Raw genomic sequence first — 10,519 nt, forward strand, 5'->3', positions numbered from 1 at the left:
AAGAAGGGCCTCCTGATCCCCTACCTTTTCTTGGAGTTCCCCTATCTTCTTGGCGACGTACTGCAATAAAGTGGCAAAACGCTCATCGACACTCAAGCTCTCAACTCTCTCCCTAAGGCTTGCAAGCTCGTCTTGCAAGCTTTGTAAAGCCTCGCGATTTTTTCTCTCGGCTTCCTCCAGGAGAGCCTTCACTTTCTCTTCGAGAGCTTTGCTATCCACGAGCTTTGCCTCCACTTCCCCAATTCTCCCATCAACGTACTCCCGAAGAGCAGAGGCAGTGCTCTCCATATCTTCTTTCAGCCTCTCCAGGGTTTCAAGACGTGCCCTCTCTGAGCCAAGCTCTTCCTGAAGACGAGCAAGAGAAGACTCGATCGTTCCTCTCCACTCTGAGAGTTCCCGCAAATGTGTCCTCTCTTCCTCAAGAGCTTTCTGAATTTCTCCAAAAGATACTTCGAGTTCACCCACACCTGCCAGACGCTCCTCAAGCTCGGCCATCTTCTCCTCAAGGCGAGCCACATTCTCCGGAACCGCCTTCGAAACCTCTGCTACCTTGCCCGAAATACCTCGCACGTCCTGAGAGAGGTTTCCAAAGGACACCGCAAGTACAACCGAGACAACAAGGGCAACAAACGCAACGATGGTAGAAAGCCAGTTCTTCAAAGGAGCAACACCCCCTCCATACAGGGTTTCCCTTGAATTATAGCACACCCGAGGGCGTAAAAAGACCAAGAATCAAAAAGAGGACAAAAAGACCCAAGAGGACAAAGAAGAAGACCAGAAACCAGAACCATTCCCGGCGACGCCGGTACAAAGGGTACCTCACTTAGTCCTCATCCATAATGCGGGCGTAGACCATTCGAGCAAAGTCTTTTTTGGTAGCTCGGTCGACGAATTTCAGGGCTCGGAGGAGCTCATACTCCTCTTCTTTGAGATTCCCCTGGCGGAAGTGGCGATCGAGCTCTGGGACCTGGAAATGCACGAGGTTCATCGTTGCAATAAGGAAATCCCGTCCCTCCCGCGTTTTCACCCGAGCCTCGAGTTTTTCAACCACCGAAACGTCCCCAGAGCGGTACCGTTCAACGATTTCGTCAGGAGAATACCCGGGAAGGCTCTTAAAGACCGTGTGGATGACAATGTCACCGAGCTCCTTGCCCGATCGAACCTCCTCCTTCACCTCCCAAAGGAGTGGCGAGAAGTGGACCACATCCTCGCTGAAAACAGGCTTCATCGCACCGAAGTCAACTCCTAAATCCTCGAGTTTCCGCAGAGCTCGTTCGAGAACGACCTGCTTTGGTTCCTCCTTTTTCACCTCAGACACAGGGATAGTCTCAACCTCTTCCACCCCTTCCATAAGCGGTGGTCCAACCTTTTCTTCTCGTTTTTCCTTCTCTTCTTCAACTACCCCTTTAGAGCGAACTACACGAGGCTTCTCTTCTCTTGCCACAGGATGCTCTTCTTCCCGCACTTTTTGGGTAAATCTCACCCTTCGGACTTGCTGCCGTTCTGGTTCCTCTTCCTCGTACTCTTCCCGCCACAGCCGCCTCTCCCGAGCACTCTCTCGGAGGATGAGAATGATGCTTATGAGGATGGCCACAATGAGCACCGCAAGCACAAGACCAATAATATCCTGAACACGCAGGCCAAACTGCATATCTCCACCCTCTTACTCTTTTCGATCAAAGTAAATGTTCTTCCCCCAGGCCGAGAGGGGAATCCCCATGACCACATCATCAGACACAAGGCCTTCCTTCCGGGCCACAACTCCTATGCGGTACATGATGCGGTTATCCACGTTGAGGAGGGAGGCCATCTTCACCGCCGAGCCCAAAGCAATGCCAAGGTCAAGAAGTCGCATGACGCACTGGGGCCCTTTGAACTCCCTTTTTTCTTCTGGCACAAGGTCACTGCACCGGTCAAGGCCGCAGGCTCCACAGTTCAGCCCCGCAGGCTGCGCATCCTTCAAGCCTATGAGCACCACCACTTCGGAATCGAGCACGTTCTTCCCATCCCGGACGAACCCCTTGATACCATTTTCCTCTCCGTGCCGAACCATTGCTTCACCAAGGCGACGGACATCCTCTCCTTCGAGAATCTTCACGGTTACGAAATCCTTTCCAACCGCTTTGGGAGCTGTTTTTGCTGCCACGGCCATGAGCCTCGCAACCTCAAGAAGAGCTTCCCGCACAATGTACCCTCCCTTCACTGGAGAATGAAATTGTGCAACCCAAGAGACCTCCCGTACTCGAGCACTTCCTGGTACACCCGATCGCTCACGAAACGGTCAATCTCCGGGAAATCCTGTGCCCGGTACACCGGGCGGTACTGCCGAAGAAGCGTCACAAAAACATCCCGAGAAATTTCGGTAGCGAGGAACCGAAGGTTCTCTTTTGCCTCCTCCTCAAGGGAAGGTATGATGAGAATACGAACCACAAGCCCTCGACGAGCAACTCCTTCTTCATCCAGGACGACATTCCCTACTTGCGCAAACATCTCCCGAATAGCCTCCCGACAGACCTCAGGGTACCGTGGAGCCTGGGAGTACCGTACAGCGTTCTCCTCTTTAGAGTATCTCATATCCGGGAGGTAAATGTCCACAAGGCCCCGAAGGAGCCGGAGTACCTCGAGATCTTCGTACCCGCTCGTATTGTACACAAGAGGAACGGTCAAGCCCCTTTTGCGGGCGAGGAAAAGGGCTTCGAAAATCTGGGGGGTAAAGTGGGTCGGTGTCACAAGGTTAATGTTGTGACAACCCCTCCGCTCCAAGACAAGCATCATTCCCGCCAGGTCTTCAGCGGTTACCTCCACTCCCTCGCGGAAATGGCTGATGGTGTAATTCTGGCAGTACACGCAGGCCATATTGCATCCGGAAAAGAAAATGGTCCCTGAACCCCGATGCCCACTCAGAATCTCCTCTTCACCAAAGTGAGGATGGAAACTCGCCACCCGAGGGAGCATGCCACCACCACAGAACCCCTGCTCCCCCCGGGTACGGTCGACCCCACACCGGCGAGGACAAAGAGAACAGGCTCGCAAACGCTTGTGAAGTTCCTCTAACACGACACCTTATCCTCTGGGAGATACGGGACCTTCACAAAAATTCCCCGCAGAGGCGTATCAAGAGCGCAAAGATCGTGCCGTTCCCCCGGCTCCACCCGAAGGGCCATCCCTGCCTCCACGGGAATGTCCTCACCGTTGAGCTTGAGGATTCCCTTCCCTTCGAGAATGAAGAACGTTTCCTCCACTTCCCTGTGGTAGTGCGCCCCCATATTCGTTCCGGGCTTCAGGTACACAACACCGCAGTCAAGACGAGGACCCCGGAAGAGGTACTTGATGCCCCAGTCACCCTCACGAAACGTTTTGTCCTTCTCAAAGACAACCTCCATTTTCTTCCCCCCTACCAGGCTTCTTCAAGAAGCGATACAAGGTCCTGGATACGCATCGGACGGGGGTTTTCAAGGATACTCCGTCCAATACGTTCCTCCAAAACCACCTGCGCAAGGACTTCCTTCGGCACACCAAAATCCCGAAGCTTTGTCCGCAGACCCACTCCGGCAACAAACCGTGAAAAAGCAAGAGCAAGCGCCTCTCCCCAGCTCTCTCCCTCCTTTTTTTCAAGGCCGACACACTTGGCAATGCTCTGGTACCGCTCCTCAAGAACTTGCGCATTGAAGCGAATAACCGGGGGCAAAAGAATGCCACAAGCTTCACCGTGAGGGATGTCGAACTCCGGACCAACCATGTGCGCAAGACCATGGCATGGCCCTGAAGAAGCATTCGCAAAGGCCATGGCACTCAGCATGCTCCCTTTTGCCACCTGCTTCCGGAAGAAGGGATTTTTCCCATCCCGGACCGCCTGCGGCAGGTATTCCCAGAGGAGGCGTATAGCCTCAAGGGCAAGAACGTCGGTGATGACATTAGCATGAGGGCTTGTGTAGGCCTCAATGGCTTGTACCAGGGCGTCCACCCCGCTTGTAGCGGTACGGTACGGAGAAAGGGAGTAGGTGTACGTGGGATCGATGAGGGCTACTCGGGCAACGAGAAACGGACTCCGGACACTCTTTTTAAGCTTTCGTGAAGCATCCGTCAGAACGGCATTATTCGTCATTTCCGATCCTGTACCCGCTGTGGTGGGCATGGCAATCCAGGGGAGTGCAGGATGCAGAAGCGGAGCACCCTCAAAGTAAGGAACCACACTCTCTCCATTGGGGACAACACCGGCGATGGCCTTCCCACAGTCGAGAACACTCCCTCCCCCCAATGCCACAACACTGTCGCAGCGGGATTCCCGCGCCACCTTCACCCCTTCGTCCACAACTTCAAGAGTAGGCTCCGGGGGAACACCACTGAAGACCACCGCTTCACAGGAGGCAGAAGAAAGGGATTGAAGGACCTCGTCGAGAATTCCTGATTCCTGAGCAAATCGCTTCCCCACCACCACGAGAGGACGTCTTCCGAAACGTCTGAGGTGCTCTCCAACCCGTTTCCCCTCACCTGGGCCAAAGTAGATTTCCTGAGGCAATCGGAAGACAAGGGACTCCTTCATCCTCATTCCCCCATAATCTGAACGATAACTGTCCGTGAACGAGGACGATTGTCGAAATCAACGAGCACAATATCCTGCCAGGTTCCAAGGAGGAGCTTTCCCTCCACGAAGGGAAGAACAAGAGACGGACCTGAGCACTGAGCCCGCACATGGGCGTAACCGTTGCCGTCGTGCCAGCGGGCGTTGTGCTCGTAGAAATGCTCAACCGGTGCAATTCGTTCCCAGAAGTCTTTAATATCCTTCACAAGGCCGGGTTCAAATTCGGTCGTCGTGAGCGTTGCTGTCGTTCCAGGGAGAAAAAGGCACACAAGACCTGAAGAGAGACCGGACTCTTTGAGAATTGCTGCAACCTGCTCCGTCAGCGGGACGACATCCGTATGCCCTTTGGTTTCAAGACGAATCTCCCTTGTGACAACCATCAAAGCCTCCTCCACACTCCCACAACTTTCCCTATGATACTCCCCCTGATATCCTTTTCCTCGTCCCAGAAGGACACTCGCTCCAGGAACACCTTTCCCTGGCTCACAACGAGAAGGAGAACCTCTCCCTCGAAGTTACTCCCTCGCTCCACAAGAAGGTAATCCCCTTCAAGAATATGCCAGCGACTGAAGGCTCCGTTCTGAACGAGGAAGACGAAGTACTCCCCCTCACCGACAAGGTGTTTGGGAAAAGGCAAAAAGGTACGAGCAAAGGTAAGGGAAACCCCTTCCTTCGTCTGCACGACCTCCTGCAAGAAAGGGAGAAGAACGACGTCTCCCGAGACCACCTCCCCATCACTCACAGAAACAAGCTCGATGGCTCGGGGTTTTGCAGGCTTGCGACGAATGAAACCCTTTTCCTCAAGTTTCCGGAGATGGTAGTGGACGCTGCAGGAAGAATGGAGACCAACCGCTCTTCCGATTTCCCGCACCGTGGGGGGGTATCCTGCCTCCTGGCAGTACCGGGTTATGAAGGAAAGTATTTCCTCCTCTCGAGGGGAAATAGGACCTTTTGGTTTCATGGTCTCAGGGAATGATCGGACAGGTGAGCGTTCTTTTAACCCCGTTCATAGCATGAATCTCCTTGAGCACAACTTCCCCGATCTCCCGATTGCTCTCCACCTCAACGAGAGCAATAATATCAAAGGGTCCCATAATCCGATCCACACGAAGGAAGTAGGGAAGTTGACTCAGCTCCTTTTTAATTCCCTGAGCCTTCCCTGCCTGAACCTGAATGAGGATGTACGCCTGAACCGCCAAAAACCCACACCCCTATAGCACATCCCGGGAGGTTACCCGGATAATTTCTTCAATGTACCGCCTGAGTGCCTGGGGCAGACCAGGAAGATCGAGATTCAAAAAGCCCTGGGTGAGGAGGGAAAGTGCTTCTTCTCTCTTTAATCCCCGTGCCCGGAGATAGTTCACCGCCTCTTCCTCAAAGGGACCTACGGCAGCCTCATGGGAAAGGCGGGCCTTTGGAGCCCCATGCACCTCAAGTTCGGGAACGGAAACTATCTGGGCTTTCTCAGAGAAGAGGATGCCCTTACACTCAAGATGTGCCTGGGTATCATCATGGAAGGCAACAAGCCTTCCTCGAGCAAAGACCTGAGCTTCATCCATGGCGCAGACCCGGGATATAGAACTCCCTCGGCAACCCCGGTTTTTGAGAACCAGCGTGGAACCAAGGTCAATGTACGAGTTCCCCTTCGCAAAGACTATGTTCTGGAAGGTCGCCTGCGCTCCCTCACCCTCCAGGATAACCTGGGGAAAAGCCTGGATGGAAGCAAGGGGCTTCAAGAGGACGTAAGTACTGCTGAAGAAAGCATTTTTGCCAAGCCTTGCAACCGTCCGGGGACGAACATGGAAAGCCTCTCCCCAGTTGTGGACCATGGTAAAAGTCAGGCGGGCATTATCGCCAATGTAGAACTCGCTCACCCCGATATGCACTCCGCTTTCGGCTCCTCGCACCGAAGCGCACCCGGTGATGAGGTTGACCTCCGCCCCCTCTTCAAGAATCACAATGTTGTGCACACTCTGCACCCGGGCTTTCTCTGACACGAGAAGACAAGCCTGAAGAGGCAACTCAACTTTTGTGTGGGCGAAAACTCGAATGAAGTACCCCTCTGTGGGACAGAGCTCGGCAAAGGCCGTGTACTTGTCCGCATCAACAGGAACAAGACCCCACCAGTATTCCAAGAGTTCCGGATACTTCCTGAGCGCTTCCTGCGAACTCATGATCTCGAGCTTACCCTGGAAGGCCCGCTGGACCCTCTCGTACACCGCGGAACGGTCCACCTGGAGGTAAGTGGCAGCTTTTTCGCCCTCGAGTTCTACTCCCGCGTAGAGTGCTGCTTCCTTGAGCTGTTCCCCTACTTCCCGAACATCTTCAACTCTCTCCCGAGGGGCACAGAGGTAGAACTGCGAGAGATCAATATCCGGTCCTAAGGGTGCTCGCTTGGTGAGGGCTCTCTCTGCCCGTTCCCGCAGGTCTTTCAGGTACTCTTCCTGGACCTTCATCGGTCACACCTCGCGCATTCCTCGTATCCCTTCTCCTTGATATCGGCGAAGAGATCCCGGGGATTGCCACTGCACACGATTCGGCCGTTCATCAGGACATGTCCCCGGTCGGCGTTGAGGTACTCAAGGATGTACCCTGTGTGAGTAATGACAAGGCCAGAGCGCTTCTTCGTCCGCACCTGGTCCCGCTCAAAGAGTTCCCGAAGAGCCCGGCCCACAAGGGCGATGCTGTCAAGGTCCACTCCTGACTCGGGCTCATCGACCATAGAGAAGAGAGGGCGCTGGAGAAGGAGCTGGAAGAGTTCTGCCCGTTTCATTTCTCCCCCCGAGAACCCTTTTCCCACATCCCGGTCAAGGAGGTAGGAGCAATTCACCCGCGCGGCAACCTCTTCAAGGGAATCGGTTACACCTTGTCTGTCAAGAACAATGCGCCCAAGCATACGGAGGGTAATACCGCTTATCGTGGGCATTTTCTGAAAAGCCATACCAATGCCAAGGCGTGCCCGTTCCTCCACATCGAGATAGGTGATATCCTTCCCCTGGAAGAAAATCCTTCCCCCCACAATGCGGTACCCCGGCATTCCCATTATGGCCATGAGGAGCGTTGTTTTCCCGGCACCATTGGGACCAAGAAGAACATGGACCTCTCCTTCTCCAATCTCAAGGTCTACACCGTTGAGGATGAGAGAATCACCAACCGCAACCTGCAACCGCTCTACGTAGAGCATGGCTCCCTCCTCTGTCCATTATACCATGACCACCTGCGGCTTATCGAAACCGTTGAAGTTTGTGGCTGAAGCCCAAGAGTATGCTCCAATGTCGGGAACAACAATGAGATCGTCCACTTCAAGAGGAGGAAGAAGAACGTCCTCAGCCACAACGTCAAGGGAATCACAGGTTGGCCCGGCAAGCACTGCGGGAACCCTTTCTTCACTTTCCTTAAGGGCAAAGAACGAAAAGCGAGCTTTATCAAAGGGAATGGCTGAGAACGTTCCGTAGAGGCCATCGTCAAGGTAGTACCAGACTCTCCCGGAACGCTTGGCCTTTCCAATGACACGGGTAATGAGAATTCCTGCATTCCCCACAATGCTTCGTCCCGGCTCGGCAATGACTCGAAACCCTCGAGAGAGGAAGGGTGCAAGGAGAGGACGAAGGACCTCACCAACCGCTTCGAGACTGGCCGATCCCCCTTCTGCCCCATAGGTGTGGAGAGGGAATCCCCCACCGATATCGATAAGGGTGAGGAAAAGATCTCTCCTTTGGGCCTCCGCAAGAACCTCATCCACAATGCGCAAAGCCTTAGCGTAAGTTTCGGGATTATGGCACGGAGAACCCACATGGAAGCTCAGGCCTACAGGGTGCAATCCCATGCTACAGGCACGCTCAAGAAGCTCTAACGCCTCCTCAGGTTCGGCACCGAACTTGTACGAGAGGTCAATTCGGCTTCCGTTTGAGGGAGTCTTCAGGCGAAGGACGAGTTTTGCCTCCGGATAGAAACGAGCAATTTTTTTGAGTTCCTCCTCGTTGTCGTACGTCATGAGGGAAACCCCAACCCGACGAGCATAGAGCAAACCTTCCCGCCTCTTGATGGTGTTTGCAAAAATCATCCGTTCGGGAGGGACACCGAAACTCGCCACAAGCGCAATCTCCTGCTGCGAAGCTACATCGAAAGAGGACCCCAAAGAGGCTAAAAGACCCACCACCAGAGGATGGGGATTGGCCTTAACCGCATAGAATACCTCGACTCCAGGGAAGAAGCGCTGGAAAGCCCGGTAATTTGCCACAATCCGTTCCCGCAGGAGAACAAGAAGGGGGGTACCGAACTCGGCAACGAGCTCTGCAATACGGGTTTCACTCAAGGGGAAAGCTCGTTCCTCAAGAACTCTCAATCTCTCCATGTACGCACAATCACCCGATTTCCAGGTAAAGTACCTCGCTGTGAGGTCCGCATGAAGTATAGTCATTTCCTCCCCCCTTTGCAATACACTCCCGGGAATTTTCAGGTTCACTGGAAAACGAGGAAAAGAACGGCCAGGAGGGAGAGAAGGTAGAAAACGGGGTGCAAGGATTTCCTGCGTCCTGAAACGAGGCTGAGAACGGTATGGCTTACAACCCCAAAGGCGACCCCCTGGGCAAGCGATAGAGTCCCGGCGGTCACCCCAAGAGCAAGGAAAGCAGGAATGCCCCAGGAGGCATTCTTGAAATCAATGCGGCTTACAGGTTCCATCACGGCAAAGCCACCAATGCACAGGGCAGGAGCAGCAACAAATGCCGGAAGGGGTGGGAAAAAGCGGAAAAAGAGAAAGGAAACCAGAAGGCATCCACCACACACCACTCCCGCAAGACCCCTTCTCCCTCGCTCTCCCACTGCAATGGCGCTTTCTGGTCCTGCAAGGAGTCCTGGAACCCCAAAAAGAGCGCCGAAAACCGGACTCAAAGTGCCAAGACGGAGGCCCCAGGGGAACCTCGAGAAATTCTCATCAAGCCGCACAAGGAGGCCCCCAAGGAGGCCAAGGGTCTCAAAGAAGACGAAGCAAGCCGCAACAAAAAGGGTGAGGAAGGTACCGTACTGGAAAACTCCAGGGATATCTACCCGGAAGAAAGAGAGAGAAAGAGCGTACTCCCCTCCCCCAAAAGACCAGAGACCTTTCCAGAGGGCAAAAAGAGCCGTTGCGAGCATTCCAAAAAGGAGCGCCCCCTTCAGGCGAACTCCAAAGAGAATGGCACCCACAAGAAGCCCCAGAAGCGCTGCTAAAACCCGGGGATGAGAGAAGTCCCCAAGCTCAAGCCAACCGGATGAACCCGGAACAAGGATGCGGGCCTCTGCAAGGCCCTGCAAAAGAAGGAGGAGACCCAAACCTCCCGAGAAGGCGAGACAGAGATCCGCCGGAAATATCCGAAAGAAGCGATGCCATCCTGTCCAGAGGGAGAAGAGGAAAGCCAAACCACCGCCAAGAAGAAGGGTCCCTAAAGCAACCTCAGGGGGAAGCTGCAGCTCTTCCCGAAGAAAAGAGAAGAGAGCGACAAGGGGAAAGTAAGGGAGCACCACAAGGGGTAGATTCGAAAAAGCACTCACAAGGATTGTCCAGAGTGAGGAAGCAAGGATTATCGCCGGATTCCCCTGGGCACGGAGAAGGGGGAAAACCCCAAAGAACATGGTGAAACCTGCGAGCACTTCCTGCCCCCATCGGGTATTCCCTTTCACAATCCTCGCCCCTCACGTATAATGGCAAGAGAAAGGAGGGTCGCAATCGTGAATCGAAGGGGACTTCTTCTTTTTGGGCATGCCTGCATCGTCCTCGGGTGCTTTCTCATCACCTGGGGCATGTACCTTCTCCCTGTCTCCAAACCCACCCTCTCCCACATCCTTACCCGCCCACTCTTTTGGGGTTTCTTTTCCCTTATGGGTGGTGTGTGCGCTAACTTCCACGGATTCTGCCGCTGCGTCCGCAGGGAGTGGAAAGGGTAAGGGGGAGGGAAT

At 54.2% G+C, this 10,519-nt stretch carries 13 protein-coding genes and 1 pseudogene; 1 reads left to right on the forward strand and 13 read right to left on the reverse strand.

Annotation, left to right across the window (positions count from 1 at the left end):
- The 13 genes and pseudogenes from H5U36_06260 to H5U36_06320 form a co-directional block, all read right to left on the reverse strand.
- A partial coding sequence (locus H5U36_06260) for a hypothetical protein (protein ID MBC7217740.1) occupies positions 1 to 660 on the reverse strand: 660 nt, incomplete at its 3' end.
- A gap of 163 nt (positions 661 to 823) precedes the next feature.
- Complete coding sequence (locus H5U36_06265; protein MBC7217741.1) at positions 824 to 1,651, reverse strand: hypothetical protein; 828 nt, start codon at positions 1,649 to 1,651, stop codon at positions 824 to 826.
- 12 nt (positions 1,652 to 1,663) lie between these two features.
- The gene (locus H5U36_06270) at positions 1,664 to 2,152 is read right to left on the reverse strand and encodes a hypothetical protein (protein MBC7217742.1); all 489 of its coding nucleotides are present in this window, start codon (positions 2,150 to 2,152) and stop codon (positions 1,664 to 1,666) included.
- Positions 2,153 to 2,199: 47 nt separating this feature from the next.
- Complete coding sequence (locus H5U36_06275; GenBank protein ID MBC7217743.1) at positions 2,200 to 3,057, reverse strand: radical SAM protein; 858 nt, start codon at positions 3,055 to 3,057, stop codon at positions 2,200 to 2,202.
- Positions 3,051 to 3,401 (reverse strand): cupin domain-containing protein, encoded by a 351-nt coding sequence (locus H5U36_06280; protein MBC7217744.1) that lies wholly within the window; start codon positions 3,399 to 3,401, stop codon positions 3,051 to 3,053. Before H5U36_06280 ends, H5U36_06275 begins: the two co-directional genes overlap by 7 nt.
- Complete coding sequence (locus H5U36_06285; protein ID MBC7217745.1) at positions 3,395 to 4,543, reverse strand: iron-containing alcohol dehydrogenase; 1,149 nt, start codon at positions 4,541 to 4,543, stop codon at positions 3,395 to 3,397. Before H5U36_06285 ends, H5U36_06280 begins: the two co-directional genes overlap by 7 nt.
- 2 nt (positions 4,544 to 4,545) lie before the next feature.
- Entirely contained in the window at positions 4,546 to 4,962 is a 417-nt protein-coding gene (locus H5U36_06290; GenBank protein MBC7217746.1) for a YjbQ family protein, read from the reverse strand.
- Positions 4,962 to 5,543 carry a hypothetical protein gene (locus tag H5U36_06295; protein ID MBC7217747.1) on the reverse strand — a complete coding sequence of 194 codons (582 nt, stop codon included), beginning with the start codon at positions 5,541 to 5,543 and terminating at the stop codon, positions 4,962 to 4,964. Before H5U36_06295 ends, H5U36_06290 begins: the two co-directional genes overlap by 1 nt.
- A 4-nt stretch (positions 5,544 to 5,547) precedes the next feature.
- Positions 5,548 to 5,781, reverse strand: a complete 234-nt coding sequence (locus H5U36_06300) for an Lrp/AsnC ligand binding domain-containing protein (GenBank protein ID MBC7217748.1) — start codon at positions 5,779 to 5,781, stop codon at positions 5,548 to 5,550.
- Between the two features lie 12 nt (positions 5,782 to 5,793).
- On the reverse strand, positions 5,794 to 7,038 hold the full coding sequence (locus H5U36_06305) for a SufD family Fe-S cluster assembly protein (GenBank protein ID MBC7217749.1): 1,245 nt from the start codon (positions 7,036 to 7,038) through the stop codon (positions 5,794 to 5,796).
- Positions 7,035 to 7,766: an ABC transporter ATP-binding protein gene (locus H5U36_06310; GenBank protein ID MBC7217750.1), complete on the reverse strand. Its 732-nt coding sequence runs from the start codon at positions 7,764 to 7,766 to the stop codon at positions 7,035 to 7,037. The genes H5U36_06305 and H5U36_06310 overlap by 4 nt, the downstream gene beginning before the upstream one ends.
- Positions 7,767 to 7,784: 18 nt before the next feature.
- Positions 7,785 to 8,989 (reverse strand): annotated as a pseudogene (locus H5U36_06315) (type III PLP-dependent enzyme).
- A gap of 54 nt (positions 8,990 to 9,043) precedes the next feature.
- Positions 9,044 to 10,243 (reverse strand): hypothetical protein, encoded by a 1,200-nt coding sequence (locus tag H5U36_06320; GenBank protein ID MBC7217751.1) that lies wholly within the window; start codon positions 10,241 to 10,243, stop codon positions 9,044 to 9,046.
- A gap of 21 nt (positions 10,244 to 10,264) precedes the next feature.
- Between H5U36_06320 and H5U36_06325 the strand changes: the two genes are divergently transcribed.
- On the forward strand, positions 10,265 to 10,507 hold the full coding sequence (locus H5U36_06325) for a hypothetical protein (GenBank protein ID MBC7217752.1): 243 nt from the start codon (positions 10,265 to 10,267) through the stop codon (positions 10,505 to 10,507).
- The last annotated feature ends 12 nt before the right edge of the window (positions 10,508 to 10,519 follow it).

The sequence above is a fragment of the Candidatus Caldatribacterium sp. genome, from assembly GCA_014359405.1.
GTDB lineage: Bacteria > Atribacterota > Atribacteria > Atribacterales > Caldatribacteriaceae > Caldatribacterium > Caldatribacterium oleiphilum.

Bases quoted from the DNA above. Each gene is read 5' to 3' on its own strand.
- H5U36_06265 (MBC7217741.1), bottom strand. From the start codon at position 1,651: ATGCAGTTTGGCCTGCGTGTTCAGGATATTATTGGTCTTGTGCTTGCG.
- H5U36_06270 (MBC7217742.1), bottom strand. From the start codon at position 2,152: ATGGCCGTGGCAGCAAAAACAGCTCCCAAAGCGGTTGGAAAGGATTTC.
- H5U36_06285 (MBC7217745.1), bottom strand. From the start codon at position 4,543: ATGAAGGAGTCCCTTGTCTTCCGATTGCCTCAGGAAATCTACTTTGGC.
- H5U36_06290 (MBC7217746.1), bottom strand. From the start codon at position 4,962: ATGGTTGTCACAAGGGAGATTCGTCTTGAAACCAAAGGGCATACGGAT.
- H5U36_06295 (MBC7217747.1), bottom strand. From the start codon at position 5,543: ATGAAACCAAAAGGTCCTATTTCCCCTCGAGAGGAGGAAATACTTTCC.
- H5U36_06305 (MBC7217749.1), bottom strand. From the start codon at position 7,038: ATGAAGGTCCAGGAAGAGTACCTGAAAGACCTGCGGGAACGGGCAGAG.
- H5U36_06310 (MBC7217750.1), bottom strand. From the start codon at position 7,766: ATGCTCTACGTAGAGCGGTTGCAGGTTGCGGTTGGTGATTCTCTCATC.
- H5U36_06325 (MBC7217752.1), top strand. From the start codon at position 10,265: ATGGCAAGAGAAAGGAGGGTCGCAATCGTGAATCGAAGGGGACTTCTT.